This is a genomic window from Achromobacter sp. NFACC18-2, assembly GCF_900108985.1.
GTDB lineage: Bacteria > Pseudomonadota > Gammaproteobacteria > Burkholderiales > Burkholderiaceae_B > Achromobacter.
Window position 1 is genome coordinate 83,085 of record NZ_FNYM01000019.1, and the last position, 26,105, is coordinate 109,189.

Annotated in this window: 18 protein-coding genes; 8 read left to right on the forward strand and 10 right to left on the reverse strand. The window is 67.1% G+C overall.

The window, feature by feature from the left end; translation table 11 throughout:
- Positions 1-76: 76 nt before the first annotated feature.
- The 5 genes from thpD to BMW75_RS24610 form a co-directional block, all read right to left on the reverse strand.
- Positions 77-1,003 (reverse strand): ectoine hydroxylase, encoded by a 927-nt coding sequence (gene thpD / locus BMW75_RS24590; RefSeq protein ID WP_092582252.1) that lies wholly within the window; start codon positions 1,001-1,003, stop codon positions 77-79.
- A 15-nt stretch (positions 1,004-1,018) separates the two neighbouring features.
- The gene (locus BMW75_RS24595; protein ID WP_076519887.1) at positions 1,019-1,417 is read right to left on the reverse strand and encodes an ectoine synthase; all 399 of its coding nucleotides are present in this window, start codon (positions 1,415-1,417) and stop codon (positions 1,019-1,021) included.
- Positions 1,414-2,721, reverse strand: coding sequence for a diaminobutyrate--2-oxoglutarate transaminase (ectB, locus tag BMW75_RS24600; RefSeq protein ID WP_076519886.1), 1,308 nt, complete (start codon positions 2,719-2,721; stop codon positions 1,414-1,416). Before ectB ends, BMW75_RS24595 begins: the two co-directional genes overlap by 4 nt.
- 125 nt (positions 2,722-2,846) lie before the next feature.
- Entirely contained in the window at positions 2,847-3,407 is a 561-nt protein-coding gene (gene ectA / locus BMW75_RS24605) for a diaminobutyrate acetyltransferase (protein ID WP_076519885.1), read from the reverse strand.
- Positions 3,404-3,952 (reverse strand): MarR family winged helix-turn-helix transcriptional regulator, encoded by a 549-nt coding sequence (locus tag BMW75_RS24610; protein WP_092582253.1) that lies wholly within the window; start codon positions 3,950-3,952, stop codon positions 3,404-3,406. The genes ectA and BMW75_RS24610 overlap by 4 nt, the downstream gene beginning before the upstream one ends.
- 269 nt (positions 3,953-4,221) lie before the next feature.
- Between BMW75_RS24610 and BMW75_RS24615 the strand changes: the two genes are divergently transcribed.
- The 4 genes from BMW75_RS24615 to BMW75_RS24630 all read left to right on the forward strand — a co-directional run bounded on the left by BMW75_RS24615 (position 4,222) and on the right by BMW75_RS24630 (position 10,460).
- Positions 4,222-5,154 carry a MurR/RpiR family transcriptional regulator gene (locus tag BMW75_RS24615; protein ID WP_092582254.1) on the forward strand — a complete coding sequence of 311 codons (933 nt, stop codon included), beginning with the start codon at positions 4,222-4,224 and terminating at the stop codon, positions 5,152-5,154.
- A 50-nt stretch (positions 5,155-5,204) separates the two neighbouring features.
- Positions 5,205-6,545 (forward strand): aspartate aminotransferase family protein, encoded by a 1,341-nt coding sequence (locus BMW75_RS24620; RefSeq protein WP_092582255.1) that lies wholly within the window; start codon positions 5,205-5,207, stop codon positions 6,543-6,545.
- Positions 6,546-6,701: 156 nt separating this feature from the next.
- Positions 6,702-7,706 (forward strand): TAXI family TRAP transporter solute-binding subunit, encoded by a 1,005-nt coding sequence (locus BMW75_RS24625; protein WP_092582256.1) that lies wholly within the window; start codon positions 6,702-6,704, stop codon positions 7,704-7,706.
- A gap of 138 nt (positions 7,707-7,844) precedes the next feature.
- The gene (locus tag BMW75_RS24630) at positions 7,845-10,460 is read left to right on the forward strand and encodes a TRAP transporter permease (RefSeq protein WP_092582257.1); all 2,616 of its coding nucleotides are present in this window, start codon (positions 7,845-7,847) and stop codon (positions 10,458-10,460) included.
- 4 nt (positions 10,461-10,464) lie between these two features.
- Here the strand turns inward: BMW75_RS24630 and BMW75_RS24635 are convergent, their stop codons facing one another.
- The 4 genes from BMW75_RS24635 to parE all read right to left on the reverse strand — a co-directional run bounded on the left by BMW75_RS24635 (position 10,465) and on the right by parE (position 16,677).
- Positions 10,465-11,664 carry a DUF418 domain-containing protein gene (locus tag BMW75_RS24635; protein ID WP_092582258.1) on the reverse strand — a complete coding sequence of 400 codons (1,200 nt, stop codon included), beginning with the start codon at positions 11,662-11,664 and terminating at the stop codon, positions 10,465-10,467.
- A 76-nt stretch (positions 11,665-11,740) separates the two neighbouring features.
- The gene (parC, locus tag BMW75_RS24640) at positions 11,741-14,071 is read right to left on the reverse strand and encodes a DNA topoisomerase IV subunit A (RefSeq protein WP_092582259.1); all 2,331 of its coding nucleotides are present in this window, start codon (positions 14,069-14,071) and stop codon (positions 11,741-11,743) included.
- A 45-nt stretch (positions 14,072-14,116) separates the two neighbouring features.
- On the reverse strand, positions 14,117-14,716 hold the full coding sequence (locus tag BMW75_RS24645) for a YcxB family protein (RefSeq protein WP_092582260.1): 600 nt from the start codon (positions 14,714-14,716) through the stop codon (positions 14,117-14,119).
- The gene (parE, locus tag BMW75_RS24650; RefSeq protein ID WP_076519876.1) at positions 14,716-16,677 is read right to left on the reverse strand and encodes a DNA topoisomerase IV subunit B; all 1,962 of its coding nucleotides are present in this window, start codon (positions 16,675-16,677) and stop codon (positions 14,716-14,718) included. The genes BMW75_RS24645 and parE overlap by 1 nt, the downstream gene beginning before the upstream one ends.
- Positions 16,678-17,000: 323 nt before the next feature.
- Between parE and trxA the strand changes: the two genes are divergently transcribed.
- The gene (gene trxA / locus BMW75_RS24655; protein WP_006218534.1) at positions 17,001-17,327 is read left to right on the forward strand and encodes a thioredoxin TrxA; all 327 of its coding nucleotides are present in this window, start codon (positions 17,001-17,003) and stop codon (positions 17,325-17,327) included.
- A gap of 116 nt (positions 17,328-17,443) precedes the next feature.
- Entirely contained in the window at positions 17,444-18,703 is a 1,260-nt protein-coding gene (gene rho, locus BMW75_RS24660) for a transcription termination factor Rho (protein WP_043541410.1), read from the forward strand.
- Between the two features lie 116 nt (positions 18,704-18,819).
- On the opposite strand, the gene BMW75_RS24665 is transcribed toward rho, so the two are convergent.
- A complete protein-coding gene (locus BMW75_RS24665) occupies positions 18,820-22,455 on the reverse strand; it encodes a YhdP family protein (protein ID WP_092582261.1) in 3,636 nt (1,211 codons plus the stop codon).
- Positions 22,456-22,558: 103 nt separating this feature from the next.
- On the opposite strand from BMW75_RS24665, the gene glnE reads away from it, so the two are divergent.
- Together glnE and BMW75_RS24675 are read left to right on the forward strand one after the other, a co-directional pair.
- A complete protein-coding gene (gene glnE / locus BMW75_RS24670) occupies positions 22,559-25,339 on the forward strand; it encodes a bifunctional [glutamate--ammonia ligase]-adenylyl-L-tyrosine phosphorylase/[glutamate--ammonia-ligase] adenylyltransferase (RefSeq protein ID WP_092582262.1) in 2,781 nt (926 codons plus the stop codon).
- A 48-nt stretch (positions 25,340-25,387) separates the two neighbouring features.
- The gene (locus BMW75_RS24675) at positions 25,388-26,062 is read left to right on the forward strand and encodes an epoxyqueuosine reductase QueH (RefSeq protein ID WP_076519873.1); all 675 of its coding nucleotides are present in this window, start codon (positions 25,388-25,390) and stop codon (positions 26,060-26,062) included.
- The last annotated feature ends 43 nt before the right edge of the window (positions 26,063-26,105 follow it).

A 26,105-nucleotide genomic window follows, 5' to 3' on the forward strand; every position in this document is an offset into this window, starting at 1 on the left:
TGCGGCGCGCCGGGCCGCCGGCAAGAGACAAAAAAAGGCCCGGGACGGGCCCGGGCCAGGTGTGGACGGCGGATGCTCAACCGCCAACCAGCTTCAACGCATCCAGCGGCGTGACCGCCTTGAACCCCTTGCGCGTCGCGATGTGCTCGGGACGCGGGGTCAGCCCGTACTTGGGCGGGTTCAGGGTGTTCTCCATGCTGTTGTAGACCATGAAGACATTGGCGCGCGGCCACGGCGAAATATTGCTGTTCGAACCGTGCATCGTGTTGCAGTCGAAAAACACCACGGAGCCGGCCTTGGCGGTCATCGTGCGGATGCCGCCCTGCTCCACCAGCAGTTGCAGGCTGACAGGATCCGGCACGCCGTATTCCTGCTTCTTCAGCGATTGCTTGTAGTGCTCGTTCGGCGTCTCGCCGACGCACGAGATAAACTGGCGGTGCGAGCCCGGCACCAGCATCAGGGGGCCATTGCACTCGTTGTTGTCGGTCAGCAGCACCGAGCAGCTGAGCGCGCGCATCGAAGGCATGCCGTCCTCGACGTGCCAGGTCTCGAAGTCCGAATGCCAGTAGAACTCCTTGCCCTTGAAGCCCGGCTTCATGTTGGCGCGCGACTGGTGGATGTAGACCTCGGAACCGAGGATCTGGCGCGCCACGTTGACCAGGCGCGGATCGCGCACCAGGCGGGCCAGCATGGGGTTGAGCACGTGCACCATGAAGATGGAACGCACGGCGTTGCTGCCCGGCTCGGTGATGGCCTCTTCGCGGCGCACGATCGACGGATCGCGCGTCATGCGCTCGACCTCGGCCGACAGGGCGCGCACTTCGGCTTCCGAGAACAGGTTTTCCAGGAGCAGGAAGCCGTCGCGGTCATACTGGCCGACCTGCTCGTCGGACAGCGCGCTGGCGTACTTGCCGTCTTCATAGACGACGGGATCCTGGCGGGAAATGATGGCGGAACCACGATCCGTACGGGAGGCGTACGGATCCTTCGCGGGTGAGATCATGCGAACCTCCTATTTTCAGGCCGCGACGGCATCGGGTAGCGCGTAGACACCATGCTCGTCGTGCACTTCCTGGCCGGTCAGCGGCGGATTGAAGACGCAGATGACGCGCAGCGGCTCCTTGCCGCCGCACAGCCAGTGCTCGTCGTGTTCGTTCAGCGCGTAGACCACGCCGGGGCCCAGTTCATACTTTTTGCCGTCGGCAATGGTCTCGATCGAACCGTCGCCCTCGATGCACCACACCGCTTCAAGGTGGTTCTTGTAGTGGATGTGCGTGCGGCCGCCCGGAAAAATGGTGGTCTCATGGAAAGAAAAGCCCATGCCATCCTTCTTGAGCAGCACGCGGCGGCTGACCCAGGTGTCGGTGCGGACTTCGTCGGCGGTGCCGATCACATCTTTGACATTGCGTACGATCATTGACGTTTTCCTCCAAATTTCAGGATGCGGGCGGACTGCCCCTCATCGGCCAGCGCTTCGGCCACGCTGGCCTCGATCAGATCCAGGCCCTTGGCCAGCAGGTCTTCCTCGATCGTCAGCGCGGGCAGCAGCTTGAGCACTTCGTCATGCGCGCCCGAGGTTTCGATCACGACGCCCTTCTTGAACGCGCATTGGGCAATGCGGTTGGACAGCGCCGGGGTGGTGTTGGACACCAGGCCCTGGATCAGGCCGCGGCCGCGCGCCGACAGGCCGGCGTTGGGATAGCTGTGCACCAGGTTCTCGAGCCAGTCGCCCACCAGGCGCTCCTTGCGCTGGATGTCGGCGGTGAACGCGGTGTTGGTCCAGTAGGTTTCCAGCGCCTGGGTCGCGGTGACGAAGGCAAGGTTGTTGCCGCGGAACGTGCCGCTGTGGGCGCCCGGCTTCCAGATGTCCAGCTCGGGCTTCATCAGCACCAGGGACATCGGCAGGCCGAAGCCGGAGAGCGACTTCGACAGCGTGATGATGTCGGGACGGATGCCGGCGGCCTCGAAGCTGAAGAACGTGCCGGTGCGGCCGCAGCCGACCTGGATGTCGTCCACGATCAGCAGCATGTCGTGCCGCTTGCACAGCTTTTCCAGCTCTTTCAACCAGCGCAGCGTGGCCACGTTGACGCCGCCTTCGCCCTGCACCGTTTCCACGATGACGGCGGCCGGCTTGTCCAGGCCGCTGCTCGGATCTTCCAGCATGCGTTCCAGGTACGACATGGTGTCCACGTCCGGACCGAAGTATCCGTCGTAGGGCATGAACGTCGTGTTGCCCAGCGCGTAGCCGGCGGCGTCGCGAAACTTCATGTTGGCCGTGGCGGCCAGCGAGCCGCCGGTGACGCCGTGAAAACCGTGCGTGAACGAGATCACATTGGGACGGCCCTTGACCTGGCGCGCGATCTTCAGCGCGGCTTCGACGGCGTTGGTGCCAGTCGGGCCGGTGAATTGCAGCGTGTACTGCCAGTTGCGCGGCTTGAGCAGCACGCGATCCACCGTCTCAAGGAAACGCTTCTTCGCGCTGGTGGCCATGTCCAGGCCATGGACGACGCCGTCCGCCTGCACGTACTCCAGCAGCTTTTCCTTGAGAACAGGATTGTTGTGGCCGTAGTTCAGCGTGCCTGCGCCGCTGAAGAAGTCGATGTATTCGGCGCCATCCTCATCGATGAGCGTCGAGCCCCGGGCCTGATTGAATATCACGGGAAACGACCGGATGTAGCCCCGCACTTCAGACTCCATACGGTCAAAGATCTTCAAGTCCATGATTAATCCTCCCTTTTCATCTCATAAATTGACAGACGGCCAGCTCCCCTCCGGGTGCGGCAGGCGCATCCGGACGGTGTGAACCATCCCGGTAAATCGATAAGCCCGACCGGCTAGCGGCGTCCCTAGGGGGACGGCAAAGTGAACGGACCTATCCTCAACAGCATCTCGTCGTCGTGATCCGCGCCGCCGAAGAGTTGCCGGTCGAAGAACGGCTGCTCGGAGACGTGGGCGCCCACCTCGGCGGCCAGGCCGGCAAAGGTGCGGCGCGAAGCCTGGTTGTCAGGCCCCACCGTGGTTTCAAGATAGCGGACATGCGCCAGGTTCTTGCGCTGCAAGAGCTCCCGGAGCATGGCGCGGCCAAGGCGATGGCCGCGAGCGCGGGCGTGCACCGCAACCTGCCAGACGAACAGGACGTCTGGACGGGACGGGTCCACATAAGCGGAAATAAAACCATTGATGCGTCCCCCGGCGCTTTCAGCCAGGACGCAGGTGTCGCGAAAGTGCTCGCACAGGAGCAGGTACGCGTAGAGGGAATTCAGGTCGAGTGGCGGGCACTCGGAAATGAGGCGGTGGATGGCGGCGCCGTCTTTGCGGTCGGGCAGACGCATGGTGTGGGTCTGCGCGCTGACCGCCGGCGCCACGGCACTTGAGAGTGTGGGGGTATCCAGTTCGTTTTTCTTCATGCGACGATTCCCGATTCTGGTGGTGCCCCGCCCGTGGGCACTTCAAGGATGGGCGACGACACGTCGCCATGCGTGTCGACTGCGGCCTGACCATCCTGTTCCATGAGCGCCACGATGCGCTCCAGGGACAGGGTGATGGTGGCCTGTTCCAATTCCGGCAAGGCATTGAGCGCGTCGGCCAGGTGCTTTTGCAGCGGCGACGGCGCGCCATGCGCCAATTCACGTCCCGCCTCGGTGGCGGTGACGAACACGATGCGGCGGTCTTCACGACCGCGCTCGCGGCGGATCAAGGCCTTGTCTTCAAGGCGATCCAGGATGCCGACCACGGTGCTGGGACTGACGTGCATCTCGCGGCTGATCGCCGTGGCCGTCATGGGCCCGTTGGCGATCACCGTGCGCAGGCACATCAATTGCGGCGCGGTGATGTGGCTGACCGCGGACAACTGGCGCGAATGCAGGGCGATCGAACGCGTGATGCGGCGCAGGGCTCGCAAAATGCGCAGGTCGTACTGCTGTGAGGTTTCGGTTTTCGCGGCGTCAGTCATGGTTGCGGGTGGTTCGGACAAAATCATTTCTACACGAATCATATGCGCCCGATTAATTCGAGTCAAACAAAAAGGCGCCGCGCGATGTAAATAAATGAACGCGGATTTGCCGAGGATCGCTGCAGTATGGCCGCACTTATGGGGTGCCGGGCTGTCGCGACCGGGGGCTGGACGCAGCCCAGCACAGGGGGAAGCCCCTATAAAAAACATATGTTTTGTTTCATTGGTTTTATTTATCATATGTTTTTTAACACCCCCCCCTCGCCCTCATGTCCCTGCCGTCATCCCTGCTCGCCACACTTCAGGAAAAGCTGGAGCAATTGCCCCCCGAGCTGCAGCGGGCGGCGCATTGGGTGGTGGCGCATCCCGCGGAGGTGGGCCTGTGGTCGATGCGGCGCCAGGCGCAGGCGCTGGGGGTGGCGCCGGCCACGATGCTGCGACTGGCGCGCGCGGTCGGCTACGCCAGCTACGAAGCCTTCCGCCAACCCTTTCAACAGGCGCTGGTGGGGCACGGACAGCCCGGCCTGCGCGATCGCGCCGCCGCGTTGCAGGCCGCGGCGGGCGACCCGGCCGAACCCGGCCCCGATGTCCTGACCGACTACCAGGTCCAGGCCATGTCCTCGGTGTGCACGCTGAACCCGCCCGCCGCGTTCGACGCGGCGGTGCAGACACTGCTCGAAGCCCGCCAGGTCGGATTCCTGGGAACGCGCTCGGCCTTCGGCATCGCGTTCCAGATGCGCTACGCCTACCAGCTTGTGCGGCGCAACAGCGTCCTCATCGACGGACTGGGCGGCGCGCCCGCGGAGCAGACCGACAACCTGGGTCCGGAAGATGCGCTGATCGTCATCTCGCAGGCGCCCTACCCCACCGCGACGGTCCAGCTCGCGCGCCAGGCGGCGCAGCGCGGCGTCGCCCTCGTGGCGTTGACCGACGACCCGCTCTCGCCGCTGGCCGTGGACGCGCGCCACACGCTGCGCTTTGCGCCGCCCGACCGCGACGGCGTGCAGGCGCGCCCGGCGCGCCAGGGCCCGGGCTCGTTTTTCCACACCACCGCGGGCCTGCTGGGACTGGCTGAACACCTGATCGCCCGGCTGACCGCGCGTGGCGGCGATGCGGTCCTGAACCGACTGACCGAGGTGGAGGCGCGCCTGCGCGCGGACAACGTCTACTGGAGCGGCGCGCCTGCGCGCCGGCCCGGCTGAGCCCCGGGGCCGCAGCCGTTCTCAACCCTTGATCCATGGAAAACCGCAGCATGAGCCAGACACACGTCCTGCATCGTTCCCTACGCCAAACGCCTCCCGTCGCCGTGCGCGGACAGGGCGTCTGGATCCATGACAGCGCTGGCCGCGCCTATCTCGACGGCTCGGGCGGCGCCGCGGTGTCCTGCCTGGGTCACAATCACCCGGACGTTCAGGCCGCCATGCATGCCCAGATCGATGCGCTGGCCTACGCCCATACCGGCTTTTTCACGACCGACGTCGCCGAACGGCTGGCCGACCGCCTGGTGGCGGATGCGCCAGCGGGCACCTCGCACGCCTACTTCGTCTCCGGCGGATCCGAAGCCGTGGAAGCGGCCTTGAAGATGGCGCGCCAGTATTTCGTGGAAATCGGCCAGCCGCAGCGCCGGCACATCATCGCGCGCCGGCAGAGCTATCACGGCAACACGCTCGGCGCCCTGGCGGTCGGCGGCAATGCGTGGCGCCGCGCGCAGTTCGCGCCGCTGCTGATCGACGTGGCGCACGTGTCGCCCTGCTACGCCTACCGCGACCAGCGCGACAACGAAAGCACCGAACAATACGGCGAACGGCTGGCGCAGGAGCTGGAGGAAACGATCCAGCGGCTGGGGCCCGACAGCGTGATGGCGTTCGTGGCCGAGCCGGTGGTCGGCGCGACCGCCGGCGCCGTGACGCCGGTGCCCGGCTACTTTCGACGCATCCGCGAGGTCTGCGACCGCCACGGCGTGCTGCTCATCGCCGACGAGGTGATGTGCGGCATGGGCCGCACCGGCACGCTGTACGCCGTCGAACAGGAGGACGTGACGCCAGACCTCATCACCATCGCCAAGGGCCTGGGCGGCGGCTACCAGCCGATCGGCGCGGTCATGGCGCAGGGTCGCATCGTCGACGCCATGCAGCAGGGCAGCGGCTTCTTCCAGCATGGCCATACCTACCTGGGCCATGCGACAGCCTGCGCGGCCTCGCTGGCGGTCCAGGACGTGATCCGTCGCGACAACCTGCTCGAACGGGTGCGCATCCAGGGCGCCGGCCTGCGGCAACGGCTGGAGGCCGCGCTGGGCAACCATCCCCACGTGGGCGATATCCGCGGACGCGGCCTGTTCATGGGGGTGGAACTCGTGCGGGACCGCGCCACCAAGCAGACCTTCGACCCGGCGTTGGCGCTGCACGCGCGCGTCAAGCGCGAAGCCATGGCCCGCGGCCTGATGGTGTATCCGATGGGCGGCACCATCGACGGCCGCCAGGGCGACCACGTGCTGCTCGCGCCCCCCTTCATCATTTCCGACGATGAACTGGACCAACTGACGGAAAGGCTCGCCGGCGCGATCGACGCGGCGATAGCCCAGTCCGGCGCCTAGGCGCCGCCTGCGCGCGCGACGGCGGGTTCCGCGCGCGCCGCCCGCCGACAGCGGGCACGTGATGATTCAGCACAGGGCAATCCGCGGCTCGCGGGCTGCCAACACCGCCGGCACAGACCGGCAATCACACGGGGAAAACCCCCAAAAGGAGTTTGCATGACCAGGTCTTTCAAACACCCCTTGGGCCATCGCAATGCCTGGACGCTCGCCGCGGCGGGCCTGGCGACGGCATTGCTGTCCACGGCGCCGGCTCCGGCCGCCGCCCAGCAGAAGTTCGTCAGCATCGGAACGGGCGGCGTCACCGGCGTCTACTATGCGGCGGGCGGCGCCATCTGCCGCCTGGTCAACAAGGACCGCGCCAACCACGGCATCCGCTGCTCGGTCGAATCGACCGGTGGTTCGGTCTTCAATGCCAACACCATCAAGGCCGGCGAGCTTGACCTGGGGGTCGTGCAATCCGACGTCGGCTTCAATGCCTACAACGGCGAAGGCCAGTTCAAGCAGGCAGGCCCCTTCACCAAGCTGCGCTCGGTCTTTTCGATCCATCCCGAGCCATTCACCGTCGTGGCGCGCAAAGAGTCCAACATCAAGGGATTCGAAGATTTCAAGGGCAAGCGGTTCAACGTGGGCAATCCGGGATCGGGCACGCGCGCGTCGATGGAAGAGCTGCTGGCCACGATGGGCTGGACGATGAAGGATTTCTCGCTCGCGTCGGAGCTGCGCCCGGACGAGCATGGCTCGGCGCTGTGCGACGGCAAGATCGACGGCTTCTTCTATGGCGTGGGCCACCCGTCCGCCAACATCCAGGATCCCACGACGAGCTGCGGCGCGAAGCTCGTGCCGTTGATCGGCCCGGCCGTGGACAAGCTGGTTGAAAAGTACCCCTACTACGCCCACGCCACGATTCCGGCCGGGCTGTATCCGGGCAATCCGCAAGCGACCCAGACCTACGGCGTCACCGCCACCTTCGTCACCTCGGCCGACGTGCCCGAGGCCACGGTCTACATCGTGGTCAAGGCCGTCTTCGACAACTTCGACGATTTCAAGAAGTTGCATCCCGCCTTCGCCAACCTGAAGGCCGCCGACATGGTGAAGAACGGCCTGTCCGCGCCCCTGCATCCGGGCGCCGCGAAGTACTTCAAGGAAAAGGGCCTGCTCTAAGGCCCGTCGCAGCCGCGCCCGCGGCCCCGGAGGCATCCGCCTCGGGCCGCGGGCGCCGTCCTTGCGCGCGCCTGGCGCGCGGGGCGGCTCATCGCGCGCCAACGCGTCGGCGCGCGCCACGATACGCAGGGGAATTTCATGACAAACGAGTCGCACACGCCGACCCCGAACCTGGAACAGCTGGTCGCCGACGCGGACCGCGGCGGCCGCGACGCGCGCGGCATGGCCGGCGCCACGCTGGCCGCCGGCGCGCTGCTCTGGTCCTTCTTCCAGCTCTGGTACGCCTCGCCGATCCCGTTCTCGTTGAACTGGGGCATCTTCAACGACACCGAGGCGCGCGCGCTGCACCTGGGCACCGCCATGTTCCTGGGCTATCTCGCCTATCCGGCCAGCAAGCGCTCGGCCCGCGACCGCATGCCCTGGTATGACTGGGTGCTGGCCCTGGCGGCGGGCTTTTGCGGCAGCTATCTTTATGTATTCTACAACGAGCTGGCGGCCCGTCCCGGCCAGCCGACGCCGCTGGACGTGGGCACCGCCGTGATCGGCCTCGCGCTGCTGCTGGAAGTGACCCGCCGGGCGCTGGGCCTGCCCATGACGGTGCTGGGCCTGGTGTTCGTGGCCTATGCGCTGGCGGGTCCGTGGCTGCCCGACGTGCTGGCCCACCGCGGCGCATCGCTGGAACGGCTGATGTCGCACATGTGGCTCACCACCGAAGGCGTCTACGGCGTGGCGCTGGGCGTATCGGTGTCGTACATCTTCATCTTCGTACTGCTGGGGTCCATGCTCGACAAGTGCGGCGCCGGCAACTACATGATGCAGGTGTCGTTCGCGCTGTTGGGCCACCTGCGCGGCGGGCCCGCCAAGGTGGCGGTCATGTCCTCGGCGGTGAACGGCCTGGTGTCCGCATCGTCCGTCGCCAACGTGGTGACCGGCGGCATCTTCACCATCCCGCTCATGAAGAAGGCGGGCTATGGCGGCGTGCGCGCCGGCGCGATCGAAACGGCGTCCTCGGTCAATGGCCAGATCATGCCGCCCGTCATGGGCGCCGCCGCGTTCCTGATGATCGAGTACGTGGGCATCCCCTATGCCGACATCATCCGCCACGCCATCCTGCCCGCCGCGATTTCGTATGTCGCGCTCTTCTACATCGTCCACCTGGAAGCGCTGAAGCTGGGCATCCAGCCGATGATGGCGTCGGGCCCCGCCCGCACGCCGCTGCAAAAGTTGGCCGGTTGGGGCATGGGCATCAGCGGCACGCTGCTCGTGATGGGCGCGGTCTACGGAATCGGCACGGGCGTGCAGGCGCTGGCCGGGCAGGCGGCGACGCCGATCCTGCTGGCCCTCCTGGCGGTCCTTTACGTGTGGCTGCTGCGCGTGGCCGCCCGCCACCCCGACTTGCCGCAGGACATCGACATCAATCATCCCGTGCGCCCCCAGCCGTGGCCCACGGTGCGCGCCGGCCTGTACTTCCTGATTCCGATCGGCATCCTGGTCTGGTGCCTGAGCGTGGAGCAGTTGTCGGCCGGCCTGTCGGCCTTCTGGGCGGCGATGGCGATGCTGTTCCAGATGGTCACGCAACGTCCGATCCTGGCCTGGTTCCGCAAGCAGCCGGCCGCGCCCGCCTGGCGCCAGGGTTGGCGCGACGCCGTCGGGGGCCTGCAGGACGGCGCGCGCAACATGATCGGCATCGCCATCGCCTGCGGCACCGCCGGGCTGATCGTCGGCGCCATCACGCTGACCGGGCTGGGCCTGCGCATGACAGCCTTCGTCGAACTGGTGTCGATGGGCAATGTGCTGCTGATGCTGATCTTCACCGCGGCGGTCTGCCTGGTCCTGGGACTGGGCATGCCCACGACGGCCAACTACATCCTGATGGCGACCCTGATGGCGCCCGTGGTGGTGGAGTTGGGCGCGCAGAACGGCCTGGTCATTCCGCTGATCGCCGTGCACATGTTCGTGTTCTATTACGGCATCATGGCCGACATCACGCCGCCGGTAGGGCTGGCCACCTTCGCGGCCGCCGCCATCTCCGGCGAGGACCCGATCAAAACGGGCATCCAGGGCGTTACCTACGCGGCGCGCACGGCCATTCTGCCGTTCATGTTCGTCTTCAACCCCACGCTGCTGCTGATCGACGTGAACTACGGCTGGGAGCTGGCGCTGGTGGTCGCGGGCGCCACGCTGGCGTCGCTGACCTTCGCCGCCGCCACCATGCGATGGTTCAGGGTCCGCTGCACCCTGGCGGAAGTCGCGGTGCTGCTGTTGGTCACGTTCATGCTGTTCCGGCCCGACTGGTTCATGGACCATTTCGCGCCCAGCCATGAAAACCGCCCGGCGTCCGAGATCCTGGCCACGGCAGCCGCCCTGCCCGACAACGGCCGGCTGACCGTGGTGCTCAAGGGTCTCAACCTGGAAGGCGACGAGTTGACCAAGACGGTGGCGGTCGCCCTGCCCGCGCTTGAAGCGGGCGGCGGCGCCGACGTCGGGCGCAAGCGGCTGGCCGAAGCCGGCTTGACGCTGATGCGCCTGGGCGACCAGATCCAGATCGGCGGGGTGCGCTTCGGCAGCCGCGCGCAACGCGCAGGCTGGGAACAGGGATGGGACGTGGTCAGCGTGAAGGCGCCCAACCCGCACCGCTGGTCCGATTTCTGGGTCTACCTGCCCGCGATGGCGTTGCTGGCCGGCATGTGGGCCTGGCAGGGCCGGCGCGGCGGCGGCACGCCGCAAGGCCGGTTGCGCGCCCGGGCGGTCTAGGCGGTCAACCCTGCGCGCGCCGCCAGGCCGGCCACGCGCCGATGGTGAGCGCGCGCAGGAACCACTCCACGGGGCCGTAGGCGTGCCGGCGCAGCCACCAGGCGGACAGCGGCATCTGCACGGCGAAGATCGCGACGGCGATGACAAACGCGGCCAGCGGCGAGACGGCGGCGTACAGGCGCAGCCCCCAGGCCGTGAAAAGCCAGGCGCAGACCACGGACTGCATCAGGTAATTGCTCAGGGCCATGCGGCCCGCGGGCGCCAGCCACTCGCCCAGGCGCCGGCCTGGGCCCGTGCGCAGCGCGAGCAGGAACGCGGCGGCGTAGGAAAGGCTCAGTAACGGCGCGGTGAAAAGGCCCACGGCCAGCCCCGGCAATTCCCACACCACGCGGGCCTGGGGCAAGGCGCTGGTCGCGTAGGCCGCGGCCCCCGCCAGCCCGGGCAACAGGCCCAGCGCGCACAACAGCCACAGCGCGCGGGGCGAACGCCAGGGATCCGCCAGCGCATCGCGCCGGCCCAGCGCGTAGCCCGCCAGGAACATGGCAAAGGCGAACGGCCCCTGCACGAACAGCAACGTGAACCAGACGGTCTCGGAGAGCTCTTTGATGTGTTGCGCGATCGTGGTGCCGATGGTGCCGCGGTATGCCTGGATCGAGGCCAGCGCCTCGGCCTTGTATTGCGCGCCATAGTCCACCGGCGCGGGCCCCAACAGGCTCAACGCGCCCAGGATCACCCACGCCGCCGACGCCAGCGCGATCAGCCACAGGGCGCGGCGCAGCGCGCGGCCCGGGTCCATGCGCCGGCATAGCAGCAGCGCCAGGCCCAGCAAGGCGTAGGTCACCAGGATGTCGCCCTGGTAGAAGAGGATCGCGTGGGCCAGGCCCAGCACGGCCAGTCCGACAAGCCGGCGCAGGAAACGCGGCGCGAACGCCACGCCGGCGTGTTCGGCCGCGGCCATCTGCAGCGTGAAGCTGTAGCCGAACAGGAAGGAGAAGAGCAGGTAAAACTTGGTCTCGAACAGCCAGGCGACGAACCAGCGGACGGTCACGTCCAGCGGACTGGACCAGGCCGGGTCCGGCACGCCCGCGCCGTAGAACGGAAACGCGAACACGCCGATATTGACGACGAGGATGCCGAAGAGCGCAAAGCCGCGCAGGGCATCGACATGCGCGAGCCTGGGCTGGCGGGCAGCCGCGCCGCTCATGCCTGCCCTTGATGGCGCGGGCGGCGCAAGGGGCGCGCGCCGCCTGCCGGCTCAGGTATCAGGCGGCGCGCCCGGCTCAACCCAGCACCGGGGACAGCAGCGGCTGCTTGGGCCGCACGTCCAGCGCCCGGCCCTTGCGCGCGCGCTTGCCGACGTAGACCGCCAGCGCGGCGCCGACCAGGATGTCTTCGGTCATCTTGTTGCGGTAGATGCCCGTGGCGCGCAATCCCAGCGGACCGATGGGCACGGTCTGGTCGAGCTTGTCCGCGCCGTCCAGCCCCATCAGGATGGTGCCGCGTCCGCCGCCAGACAGCGACTTGACCTCGTCCAGCCCAAACACCAGGAACTTGCCCTTCTGCGACAGCAGCGCCAGTTGCACGGCGCCCGCAAAGAGCGGCACCGGACGCAGCAGTTCGTCGCCCTCTTCGAGCGTGATGAACTGCTTGCCCGCCCGCTGGCGGCTGACCATGTCCGACAGCTTGGCCGCAAAGCCATAGCCGCCGCGCGTGGCCAGCAGCCAGCGACTGTCGCTGGCGGCCGCGATCGTATGGACGATGCGCGTGCCGGATTCGAGGTCGATCATGGTGGTGACCGGCTGGCCGTCGCCGCGCGCGGACGGCAGGCCGGACACCGGGACCGAATAGACTCGGCCATTGTCGCCCACCGCGATCAGGGTGTCGGTGGTGCGGCACTCGAAAGCGCCGTAGAGGTCGTCGCCCTGCTTGAAGCCGAATTGCGCGGCATCGTGGCCGTGGCCCTGGCGGGCGCGCAGCCAGCCCTTCTGCGAGACGATCACGGTGACCGGCTCGTCCAGCACCTTGGTTTCGAGCACGGCGCGCTCGGCGGTCTCGATCAGGGTGCGGCGGTCGTCGCCATACTGCTTGGCGTCGGCCTCGATTTCCTTGATCAGCAGGCGCTTGAGCGTCGTGGGGTTGTCCAGCAGCTCCTGCAGGGAAACCTGTTCCTTGCGCTTGTCGGCCAGCTCCTGTTCGATTTTGAACCCTTCCAGGCGCGCGAGCTGGCGCAGGCGCATTTCGAGGATGTCTTCAGCCTGGCGCTCGGACAGCTTGAAGCGTTCCATCAGCGCGGCGCGCGGCTCGTCGGATTCGCGGATGGTCTGGATGACCTCGTCCACGTTCAGGTAGACGACCATGCGCCCTTCCAGCACATGGATCCGGTCGATGACCTTGTCCAGGCGAAAGCGCGTGCGGCGCACCACCGTGTTGGTGCGGAACGCCAGCCATTCGACCAGGATGTCGCGCAAGCCCTTCTGGCGCGGCCGGCCATCGGTGCCGATGCACACCAGGTTGACGGACGAACTGCCTTCCATGCTGGTCTGCGCCAGCAGCGTGTTGACGAATTCGTCGCGGTCCACACGCGAGGTCTTGGGTTCGAAGACCAGGCGCACCGCGGCGTCCTTGCCGGACTCGTCGCGCACGGCGTCCAGCAGGTTGAGCATGACGGCCTTGGACTGCGTCTGCTCGGGCGTCAGGCTCTTCTTGCCCGTCTTGACCTTGGGGTTGGTGATTTCCTCGATTTCTTCCAGCACCTTCTGGCAGGAGGTGCCGGGCGGCAGTTCGTTGACCACGAGCTGCCACTGGCCGCGCGCCAGTTCCTCGAATTGCCAGCGCGCACGCACCTTGAGCGACCCGCGGCCGCCGCCGTAGATCTGCGCGATGTCGGCCGCCGGCGTGATGATCTGGCCGCCGCCCGCGAAGTCCGGGCCGGGGATCATTGCGTACAGTTCCTCGTCCGGCAACTGCGGCTGCTTGATGAGCGCCACGCACGCCTGGGCGACTTCACGCAGGTTGTGCGGCGGGATCTCGGTGGCCATGCCCACGGCAATGCCCGAGGCGCCGTTGAGCAGCATCACCGGCAGCCGCGCGGGCAGCATCTGCGGCTCTTGCTGGCTGCCGTCGTAGTTGGGCACGAAATCGACGGTGCCTTCGTCCAGCTCGTCGAGCAGCAGCTTGGCGATGGGGGTCAGGCGCGCTTCGGTGTAACGCATGGCGGCGGCGTTGTCGCCGTCGCGCGAGCCGAAGTTGCCCTGGCCGTCGATCAGGGGATAGCGCAGCGAAAAATTCTGCGCCATGCGCACCATGGCGTCGTACGCGGCCTGGTCGCCGTGCGGATGGTATTTACCCAGCACGTCGCCGACGACGCGCGCGGACTTCACGGGCTTGGCGCCGGCGCCCAGTCCCATCGCCTGCATGGCGAAAAGAATGCGGCGCTGGACGGGCTTTTGTCCGTCGCCCACGTCGGGCAAGGCGCGGCCGCGCACCACGGACACCGCATAGTCCAGATAGGCCTGCTCCGCGTAGCGCGCCAGCGTGATGGCGGCGTTGTCATCGCCATCGCCGCCGGGCGGGTTGGAGTCGAACAGGCCGGGTTGATTGCTGTCGGTCATGATGGTTTCAGGTAGACAATTTCATCGAAACGGCGCCAATGCGCCTCAGGCGGACGCGGCCATGAGCTGCGTGTCGGCGACGTGCGCGCGCAATTGGGCGCGCACCGCCTGCAGCGTGGCGGCGTCCTGCCCGCGCTTGGGAATGATCACGCCCTGCAGGGTGCCGAGGATGACGTACAGGTGTTCCGGGGTTTCCTCGACCCGGCGCACGTCGGTCCAGTCCATGCGCCCGGAGGCGGTGGCGGTGGTGTCCGTGACGCCCTCGGGGCCGAAGTCCAGCTCGTGCCGGCCGAGATACAGCGTGTCGGGCTGCCTGGCCAGCATGCGGCGCGTGTTCATCCTCACGAGGCCGGGCAGCAGGTATTCATAGGACAGCGCCAGCAAAGCCAGGATGCCCAGCCCCACCGCCAGCCCCTGGAAGTACACCGGCAGCAGCAGGCCCCAATTGGGCCCCTTGCCGTCCCAGGTCTGCCACATCAGGTAGGCAAGCAGGGCCACGATCATCAGGATCGCAAAGCGCAGATGGGACCGGTAACGGCGGCGGCGCAGTTCCGGCCGCTTGTACACATAGGCGGCAAAATCCGCGTAGTCGTCGGCGGTCAGGTCGACGACCATGCGGGCTTGCCCGGGCGCGGACGGCGTCATCAGATGTCGAGCTCCGCCAGGTTGCCCTTTTCCTCGATCCACGCGCGGCGTTGCGAGGATTCGCCCTTGCCCATCAGCATGTCGAACATGCGGGTGGTGTCGTCGGGCGTCTGGTCGCCGTAGCCCACCGGCAGCAGGCGGCGCGTGTCGGGGTTCATGGTGGTTTCCCAGAGCTGCTCGGGATTCATTTCGCCCAGGCCCTTGAACCGGCTGACCGACCAGGCGCCTTCGCGCACGCCTTCCTTGCGCAGCTTGTCCTGTGCGGCCTCGAGTTCGCCTTCGTCAAGACAGTAGATCTTGCGGGCGGGGCGCTTGCCCTGAGCCGGCACGTCCAGGCGGAACAGCGGCGGCTTGGCGACGTAGACGTTGCCCGCCTCAACCAGCTTGGGGAAGTGCTTGTAGAAGAGCGTCAGCAGCAGCACCTGGATGTGCGAGCCGTCGACGTCCGCGTCGGACAGGATGCAGATGCGGCCATAGCGCAGGCCGGACAGGTCGGGGGTATCGCCGGGACCGTGGGGGTCCACGCCGATGGCGACCGAGATGTCGTGGATTTCGTTGTTGGCGAAGAGACGGTCGCGATCGACCTCCCAGGAGTTCAGCACCTTGCCGCGCAGCGGCAGGATGGCCTGGAACTCCTTGTCGCGTCCCATCTTGGCCGAGCCGCCGGCCGAGTCGCCCTCGACCAGGAACACTTCCGTGCGGGTCGCGTCGCTGGATTCGCAGTCGGTCAGCTTGCCGGGCAGCACAGCCACGCCCGAGCTCTTGCGCTTTTCGACCTTTTGCGCCGACCGTTGGCGCGCCTGCGCCTGACGGATGGCCAGCTCCGCCAGCTTCTTGCCATATTCGACGTTGCTGTGCAGCCACAGGTCCAGCGCGCTCTTGGAGAAACCGCCAACCAGACGCACGGCGTCGCGGCTATTTAAGCGCTCTTTGATCTGGCCCTGGAATTGCGGATCCAGCACCTTGGCCGACAGCACGAAGCTGGCGCGGGCGAACACGTCTTCGGGCAGCAGCTTCACGCCCTTGGGCAGCAGGCTGTGCAGCTCGGCAAAGCCCTTGACCGCGCCGAAGAGGCCTTCGCGCAGGCCGGATTCATGGGTGCCGCCCGCGGGCGTGGGAATGAGGTTGACGTAGGACTCGCGCACCGCGTTGCCGTCCTCGGTCCAGGCCACCACCCATTGGGCGCCCTCGCCTTCGGCGAAGTTCTCGTGGTCGGCGCCGGCGTACTGTTCGCCTTCGAAGAACGGCACCATCAGCTCCGCGCCGGCCAGGGCCTCGGCCAGGTAGCCGCGCAGGCCGTCCTGGTACTGCCAGGTCTTGGTGTCCCCGGTTTTCTCGTTGACCAGCGTGACCTTCACGCCCGGCAGCAGCACGGCCTTGCTGCGCAGCAGGTGCGTCAGTTCGCCCAGCGGGATGTTCGGGCTGTCGAAATATTTGGCGTCGGGCCAGACGCGCACGCGCGTGCCGGACTTCTTGCGGCCGCCCTGGTCGTAGGGCGCCAGGGGTTCGGCGACGTCGCCGCCCTTGAACACCAGGCGGTTCACGGCGTTGTCCCGCCAGACGACGACTTCCAGACGGGTGGCCAGCGCGTTCGTGACGGACACGCCCACGCCGTGCAGGCCGCCGGAGAAGGCGTAGGCGCCGCCGCCGGCCTTGTCGAACTTGCCGCCCGCGTGCAGGCGCGTGAAGACCAGTTCGACGACGGGCGCGTTCTCTTCGGGATGCAGGCCGACGGGGATGCCGCGCCCGTCGTCCTCGACGGACACGCTGCCATCGGCGTGCAGCGTGACCTGGATCTGTTTGCCGTAGCCGGCCAGGGCCTCGTCTGCGGCGTTGTCTATGACCTCCTGCACGACGTGCAGGGGGTTTTCGGTGCGGGTGTACATGCCCGGGCGCTGGCGCACGGGCTCCAGCCCCTTCAGGACGCGGATGGACGCCTCGTTGTAACGTGGAGTGGCCAAGTTATCCCCAACATCTGTGGAAAAAAACCGACATTTTACGGACAAGCCTAGATTCTGCGCGGCTCCGGGTGGGATGCGCACGACCTGACCAAGTCCGATTTCGGTAGGATGATGACAGTCACGACCGGCGCACCGGGGTTCAGTGACCCGGATCGCGACGGCCGCGCCGCAACATCCTACACAAATCCTGCAAACCCTGTTGTTATTAACAGTGGTATGCCTGTTGTTATTGACAGTGGTATGCTTGAGCCCATTCCACAAACAAGAACAACGGCAAGGCGCGTCTTAACGCGCCTTTTGCTGCCGAACCGAGAATCACCATCATGAGCGACCAAATCAAGAACGTCAGTGACGCGAGCTTCGATGCCGATGTGTTGAAATCCGGCCAGCCGGTGCTGGTGGACTACTGGGCTGCCTGGTGCGGCCCCTGCAAGATGATTGCCCCGATCCTGGAAGAAGTCGCCACCGAATACGCGGGTCGCCTGACGATCGCGAAACTGAACGTGGACGAAAACCAGGGCACGGCCACCAAGTACGGCATCCGCGGCATTCCTACCCTTATGCTCTTTAAAGACGGCCAGGCGGCCGCCACCAAGGTTGGCGCGCTGTCGAAGTCGCAACTCACCGCATTCCTGGACGGCGCGTTGTAAACCGCGTGCTGTAAACGAAGGCGCCGCCGCTGAGGCGGCGCTCATTCAGTACCGCGCGAGCCCGTCCGTGGCGCGCCGCCAGAGCCCTCCTTTACTTTTCCCCCAAACTCACCGCGATGCACCTCAACGAACTGAAGGCGCTGCACGTCTCGCAGCTGCTCGAAATGGCCGCTGGCCTGGAAATCGAGAACGCCAACCGCCTGCGCAAGCAGGAACTGATGTTCGCCATCATGAAGCGGCGCGCCAAGCAAGGCGAGCAGATCTTCGGCGACGGCGTCCTGGAAGTCCTGCCCGACGGCTTCGGTTTCCTGCGCTCGCCGGAAACCTCGTATCTGGCCAGCACCGACGACATCTACATTTCTCCGTCGCAGATCCGCCGTTTCAACCTGCACACCGGCGACTCCATCGAAGGCGAAGTGCGCACCCCCAAGGATGGCGAGCGCTATTTCGCGCTGGTGAAGGTGGACAAGGTCAACGGCGTGGCGCCCGAGGCGATCAAGCATCGCATCATGTTCGAGAACCTGACGCCGCTGCACCCGAACCGCGTCATCCGCCTGGAACGCGACATCAAGAGCGAGGAAAACCTCACCGGCCGCATCCTCGACGTCTTCGCCCCCATCGGCATGGGCCAGCGCGGCCTGATCGTCGCCAGCCCCAAGTCCGGCAAGACGGTGATGATGCAGCACATCGCGCACGCCATCACCACCAATTACCCCGACGCGGTCATGATCGTCCTGCTGGTCGATGAGCGCCCCGAGGAAGTGACCGAAATGCAGCGCACGGTGCGCGGCGAAGTGGTGGCCTCCACCTTCGACGAGCCCGCCACCCGTCACGTGCAAGTGGCCGAAATGGTCATCGAAAAGGCCAAGCGCCTGGTCGAAATGAAGAAGGACGTCGTGATCCTGCTGGACTCGATCACCCGCCTGGCCCGCGCGTACAACACCGTCGTGCCGGCCTCCGGCAAGGTGCTGACCGGCGGCGTGGACGCCAACGCCCTGCAGCGCCCCAAGCGCTTCTTCGGCGCCGCGCGCAACCTGGAGGAAGGCGGCTCGCTGACCATCCTGGGCACCGCGCTGATCGAAACCGGCAGCCGCATGGATGAAGTCATCTATGAAGAATTCAAGGGCACCGGCAACTCCGAAGTCCACCTCGAGCGCCGCCTGGCCGAAAAGCGCGTCTACCCGTCCATCAACCTGAACAAGTCGGGCACCCGCCGCGAAGAGCTGCTGATCGCCCCCGACCTGCTCCAGAAGGTGTGGGTGCTGCGCAAGTTCATCCACGACATGGACGAAGTCCAGTCCATGGAGTTCATCCTGGACAAGATGCGCGCCACCAAGACCAACGCCGAATTCTTCGACATGATGAAGAAGAAGTAAGCAGGCCGTCCGCGCCGGCAGCAGCCACAGCCACAGCCGCCCTGAATGGGCGGCTTTTCATTGCGCGCAAGATCTTGCCAGGGGAGCGTCCGGCCCGGCCCCCCTTGCGCACCGCCTCAATGCTCGATGAACTCCGGCATCCGGCGCGGCATCGAATCGGCCGGCCGCGGCGTCTGCTTGGGCGGCTCCTTGCCGGCGCTTTCGATGGGCTCGACGCGCGGGTCGTCCCAACTACCCGTCACGGAATATTCCATGGTCATCGCGCGCGCGAGCGGCTGCTTGAGCAGCCACTGCGTCACGAAAGCCCCCAGGCCGATCAGCGGATTGACGGCCAGCGCGGTCACCATTGCCGCGCCGCTCGCATCCAGGTTGGGGATGACCACCGCTTTGAGGTCCCAGCGCTCCTTGATCAGGTTCACCCCACCGGCCAGCACGATGGCGGCGACCGGCCCGTTGATCTTGTAGCCCTCGGTGGTCAGCAAGCCGTCGGCCACCTTGACGTGGCCGCGGATGGTGTCGAAGGGAAACCCGTCGCGCAGCAGGTTGGTGGGATTGACGTCCAGGCGCGCCAGCCGTTGCAGCGATTGCAGCGACAGCAATTCCAGCAGGCGCGCCGTGCGCGAGTTCACGTGCATGAAGCGGCCGTTGTCCAGGCTGACGATCACGTCGCCCTGGACGTCCGCGATGTTGTGCGTCCAGGGCAGGTTGCGCCAGGTCGCCTTGCCCTGGACGGTGCCCTTGCCGTTGGACACGACGTTCTGAAAGCCGAGTCGGTTCATGAGCTCGCCGATGTTCTCCAGCTTCAGGGCCGTGTCGACGGCCAAGCCGCGATCCGGTCCTTCCAGGCGCCAATTGCCCGTGGCGTTCAAGGCCGCCGAATCATTGGTGATGGACAGCTTGTCCAGCCGCCACTGCCGCCCGCGCTCGAGATTGGTGCCGGTCACCTGCAGCACGCCCAGATTCCTGCCATACAGCAGGAATCGGTCGGCCTGCAGGTCGATGGCGGGAATGTCCGACAGGTCATTGCCCGACGCCAGCGCCTTGTCGGCCTCATTGGCGTCGCCCTCTCCGCCGAACGACAGGTGCTTCAGGCGAGCGGTGATCTGCCCCGCAATGGCGCCCGACGCCTCCCGCCACGCCAGCGTGCCCGCTGCCTGGCGCGATTCCAGGTCGACGCGCCACTGCGCCGGCGCGGGACGCGTCGCGTACAGCGTCAGGTCATTGAGCGTGTAGCCGCTGGTGCGCAGGACGCCGGCCGCCAGGCTGACGCGCTCCGGCTGCGGCAGGATCGGCTTGGAAGGGGCCCGGCCCTTGGCCGGCGCCACGCTGAATCCGTCTGATACCGCCTCCCAACCGTCCATGTCCAGTTCCGGAAGGCTGGCATTCAGGCTCAGCCCGCGCTCCGGCAGGCTGGCCGGCCGCCCGATGCCCAGGGCGCCGCGCGAAAAATAGGACGCCGAGCGATCGGCCGGATCCCGTTCGAAAAGCGCGTTCACGTTTTCGCCCAGGTTGGCCGTCAGCCAGCGCCGGTCCCGCGCGCCGCGGTCCTGCGCCGGCGCCCATTGCACCTTCAGCGGCTGGGCGGACTTGGCGGACTTGCCCGCCGGCGCCGGCATGTCGATCGCCATGCCCACCAGGTCGGATTCGGCCGAAATGTCGATGGCGCCGCCCTTCTGGTAGCTCAAACGCCCCTTGTAGGCCGCCCGGCCCGAAAAGCGCGACATCGAGGGGGCCCGGCTCAACTGCGACAGTCCCTCCCCCGTCAACGTGCCGTCAAAGCGCAGGACGTCCGAGCCCTTCGCCAGCGCGCCCAGGATGGTGACGGGTCCGCCCAGGAATTGCGCCCGGATGCCCTTGGTCTGCACCCCTTTTTCGGAAAACTCCAGGTCGCCGTGGATCTGGCTGAGCAGCGGAATCTCGGGCATGAAGGTGAAGGAATTGTCCGAGAACCTGATGGTCCCCTGCACCTGCGTGTCGTCCGTATGCAGCAGCGGCACCTTCAGATCCAGCGGCATGCGCCAGTCGCCCGTGCCGTGCGCCTCGTCCAGCGCGCCGTCCAGCAGTTCGCCCAGCGGCGAATTCGCGGCCAGGGCCAGATAGGCCGCCACCGGCCCCGCGGTCTCGCCGGTGAGCTGGAGCTGCGAGTTGTTTTCCATGTCGGGAATGGACGCCTTCACGGCGCCCAGCGTGATGGTGTGACCGGGACCCGTATGAGCCACGGCACCGCCCGCGCTGTCCAGCGACAGGCTCACCTTGTCGATGCGGAAATTGCCCGACACGTTTTCCAGCATCGGCCAGCCCTTGCTGTGCGGCCGGGCCGGCGCGTAGTCAACCTTGGCGCCGGAGTATCCCCCCGCGATGACGAATTCGCCCGCGGCGTCCGGGGCGCCAAACGGAAAGTCGTCCAGATCGCCCTTGAGGGTGATCGCCGCCGAATGCATCTGCCCGGCCGGCAGGCCGGTCGCCAGCCATTCCCGGGCATCCGCGTTGACCTCCAGCGGCAGATAGCGATGGATGGCCGGCATCGACCCGCGGACCATCGTGCCGCGCACGTCGGCGCTGCCGGCGGCGGTCTTGCCTTCCCGGCGCCATTGGCCCTGCAGGCGCACGTCCAGGTCGTCGTTGGCCACGCGCAGCTGGGCCACGTCCACGAACCAGCTTTTCGGATCCGGGCCCTTGACCCGGGCGTCGAGCTCCAGGTCGTTCGCCAGCAGCGTGGGCGTTTCGAAAACACCCGGCACCGTCACGCGCAACTGATGCAGCGCCCCCTTGACCGCGACGTCCGGCGCGCCCGCGCTGCGCGCCAGCGGCAGGCCATCGATCTGCACGAAATCGCCGGGCAGCGCCGACATCCGCACCTGCCCCGAGCCGCCCTGGACCGCAGGCCCGTCCGGCCCGGACGTCCAGGAAACGCCGCGCATCGCGACGTCGCTCGTTACCGTGGTGAACTTGCCATGGTCGAACTGCCACCACGCCCGCGCGGCCAGCCGCCCTGCCACCGGCGGCACGTCCACCCAGGGCGCCCAGGCCAGCGGCTCCACGTCATCGGCCTGGACAAACAGCTGGCCGCTCCAGTTGGCCGGCTTCTTGGCGTCCGTCGCGAACAGGCTGCGGTTGAATTCGCCGCGCAGTTCCAGCTTGTGAGCGAGCGCGGCGCCCGCCGATGCCTGCAGCACGAAACGGTGCGACAGATTGCCGTTGCGCACCAGAAGGTCCACGCCTTCCAGCGTCAGCTCGGGCGCCTGGCGCAACTCGTCCTGCCAGCGCAGCGTGGCGTCGCGCACCAGCAGCTCGCGCTGCGCCGCCAGCCAGCGCAGGCCGGGATGATTCAGGTCGGAGGCATGGTCGCTGGTGTTGAGGTCGATGTCCTGCCCGGCCACCCACAAATGATTGGATGGGTCCCGCCGCAGGATCAGCTCCGGCCTTTCCACCCGCAGGCGCACCAGCGTGGGCGACAGCGACAGAATGCTGCGCCAGGCCACCACCGCGGACACGGACGGCAGGCTCAATACCGGACCGGCCTCGTCGTCGTGGACCTGGACGGAGGCAAGATCGAGCCTGGGATTGAGCCCCTGCCAATTCGCGTCGATCGAGCCGATCGTAACTCGGGCGCCCAACGCCTGGCTGGCGTAGGCTTCGATCTGAGGACGCCATTGGTCCACCCGCGGGAGGACCCAATAGCGCACTCCCAGAAACCCGATGGCGACAACGCCATATACGATCAGCGCGGCCCAGAATAGGCTGCGGAGCACTTTTTTTGGAACAGACACGGATCAGTGGGCAGGAGGAGAGGTCTTGCAGTATCGTCCCCACTTATACCTGAAACACGTCCATCCGTCTGCCGCCCTTTGCACCATGTCGAATCCATCCCCCCTCGCCCCCGCCCTCGCCTGGTCCGGCCATCTGCGCCGCCGGCTCGACGCCCATCCGGACCTGGCCGCCTGGCTGGCCGAAGCCGTGAAGCAACCTGTCACGCCGGCTCTGATGACGCAATGGCAAGCCGAACTCGCCGGCCCCGCCGCCGCGTCCGACACCCTGCCGGTGGACGTGTGCCGCATGGTGCTGCGCAAGCTGCGCGAACGCGTTTTCAGCGTGCTCATCGTGCGCGACCTGGCCGGTCAGGCAGCGCTTGAGGAAGTGGTCGGCGCCATGACCACGCTGGCGGACATGGCGGTGGCAGCCGCCTACCGCAGCGTGGCGGCGGAGCTGGCGGCGGTGCACGGCGTCCCGCGCGATCCCGCCACCGGCAAGCCGCAGGAAATGCTGATCGTGGGCATGGGCAAGCTGGGCGGCTGCGAATTGAATGTGTCGTCCGACATCGACCTCATCATGCTCTATGGCGAGGAAGGCGAAACCGACGGCCCCCGCCGCATCAGCCACCACGAGTTCTACGGGCGCCTGACGCGCCGCATGATGCCGGTGCTGTCCGAGGTGGACGCCAACGGCCAGGTGTTCCGCACCGACCTGCGCCTGCGCCCCGATGGCGATGCCGGGCCGCTGGCCTGGAGCCTCGATGCGCTGGAGCATTACCTGATCGGCCAGGGCCGCGAATGGGAACGCTACGCCTGGCTGAAAGCCCGGCTGATGCCCGCGCAGGCCTTTGAAGGCAGCGACAGCGCGGCGCAGGCCACGCAACTGGAAAGCCTGCGCGTGCCCTTCGTCTATCGCAAGTACTTCGATTTCGACGCGCTGGCCGCCCTGCGCGCGCTGCGCGAGCGCATCCGCCAGGACTGGCAGCGCCGCGCGTCGGCGCGCAATGGCATCGACAGCGCCAACAACATCAAGCTGGGCGACGGCGGCATCCGCGAGATCGAATTCGTGGTGCAGCTGGCGCAGCTCATCCGCGGCGGGCGCATGCCCGCCCTGCAAAAGCGCGGCCTGCTGGAGGCGCTGCACGCCGAATGCGTAGCCGGCCTGGTGCCCGAGGACGACGCCCGGCGCCTGGAAGACGCCTATCGTTTCCTGCGGCGCACCGAGCACGCGCTGCAATACCGGGAAGACGAGCAGACCCATCTGCTGCCCGGCGACCCAGCCCAGCGCGCCGCCCTGGCCGCGGCGCTGGGTTTCGCCCCCGACGACTTCGAAAGCACGCTGGCCGCGCACCGCGATTTCGTGTCGCAGACCTTTCGCAACGTGTTCCGCATGGTGGGCATGGGCGAGGAGGACGCCGCGCCGGCCCCCGCGGGCAGCGACGCGCCGTCCGGCCAGGACGAACCCGACAGCGAAAGCGAACTGAGCGACCAGATCCGCCAGGCTTTCGGCGACGACGCGGACGACCTGCTGCGCCGGGCCCAGACGCTGTCCGGCAGCCACCGCGTGCGCAGCCTGCCCGAAAGCAGCCGCCGCCGCATGGAGATCCTGCTGCCGGCCGCCCTGCGCGCCGCCCTGCAGACGCCGGCGCCGCGGGACGCCGCGGTCCGCCTCTTCGACCTGATCGAGAAGATCGCGCAGCGCAGCGCCTATCTGGCGCTGCTTGCCGAGTATCCGGACACGCTGGCCCGCGTGGCGCGGATGGTGGCCGCCAGCCCCTGGGCCGCGCAGTACCTGACGCAGCATCCGCTGCTGCTAGACAGCCTGATCGACTGGCGCACCCTCTTCGAAGCGCTGGACTTCAACCAGATCGCCCGCCAGCTGACGGCGGACCTGGATGCGTGCCGCCTGCCGGACGGCAGCCCGGACATCGAGCGCCAGATGAATCTGATGCGCGACGTGCAGCGCCAGGCCAGCTTCCAGCTCCTGGCGCAGGACCTGGAAGGCGAACTGACGGTCGAAAAGCTGGCGGACCAGTTGTCGGCGCTGGCCGACCTGCTGCTGGCCGAAACCATCCGCCGCGCCTGGCCGCTCGTGAACAAGGTCGAGGGCGCCGAACCGCACTTTGCCGTCATCGCCTATGGCAAGCTGGGCGGCAAGGAACTGGGCTACGCGTCGGACCTGGATCTGGTCTTCCTGTTCGACGACCCGCGAGAGGACGCTGCCGAGGTCTATGCCAAGCTGGGCCGGCGCATGACGTCCTGGCTGTCGACCATGACCTCGTCGGGCCGGCTCTATGAGATTGACCTGCGCCTGCGGCCCGACGGCGACGCAGGACTGCTCGCGGTGTCGCTCGAGGCCTTCGAGCAATACCAGCACAAGCACGCCTGGGCCTGGGAACACCAGGCGCTCACCCGGGCGCGCTTTGCCGCCGGCGACGCCAGCGTGGGCGCCCGCTTCGAGAAAATCCGCGAGGACATCCTGGTGCTGCCGCGCGATACGGCGGCGCTGCGCGACGAGGTCTTGGCGATGCGCGAAAAAATCAACGCCGGCCATCCGAACACCACCGACCGATTCGACCTGAAACACGACCGCGGCGGGATGGTCGACGTGGAGTTCGTCACGCAGTATCTGGTGCTGTGCCACGCCGGCACGCATCCGGTGCTGGTGCGCAACCTCGGCAACATCGCGCTGCTGCGGCTGGCCGGCGAAGCCGGCCTGATCCCGCCGGAGCTGGCGGCGCGCTCCGGCGACGCCTATCGCACCCTGCGGCGCGTCCAGCATCAGCTGCGCCTGCAGGGCGTGGAAAAGGCGCGCGTCGCGCCCGAGCAGCTGCAGGCCGAGCGGGCTGCGGTGCGCGAACTCTGGACCACGGTGCTGGACTGACGGCAACTCGTCGTAAAATAAGGGTTTTTCCGCTTTTGCCTGCCAGCCATGTCTGAACTCGTCCGCCCCAAACTCGACCTGCCTGCCGGCCGCAGCAAGGTGCTGATGCATTCGTGCTGCGCCCCCTGTTCCGGCGAGGTCATGGAGGCCATGACCGCCTCCGGCATCGATTACGCGATCTACTTCTACAACCCGAACATCCATCCGGTCAAAGAGTACGAAATCCGCAAGCAGGAGAACATCCGCTTCGCTGAAAAGCACGGCATCGAGTTCATCGACGCCGACTACGACATGGACAACTGGTTCGAACGCGTCAAGGGCATGGAAGACGCCCCCGAGCGCGGCGAACGCTGCACGGCGTGCTTCGACATGCGCTTCGAGCGCACGGCGCTGTACGCCCACGAGCACGGTTTCGACACCATCACCAGTTCGCTCGGCATCTCACGCTGGAAGGACATGAACCAGATCAACGGCTGCGGCGAACGCGCGGCCGCGCGCTACGACGACCTGGTCTACTGGACCTACAACTGGCGCAAGGGCGGCGGCTCGGCCCGCATGATCGAAATCAGCAAGCGCGAGAACTTCTACCAGCAGGAATATTGCGGCTGCGTCTATTCGCTGCGCGACACCAACCGCCATCGCCGCGCGCAGGGCCGCGAACGCATCCACATCGGCGTGAAGTTCTACGGCAAGGAAGACCTCATCAACGAGGAACAGCTCTGACCGCTTGCTGAGCCAGTCCCCGCGGCACACCGCCGCCAATGAA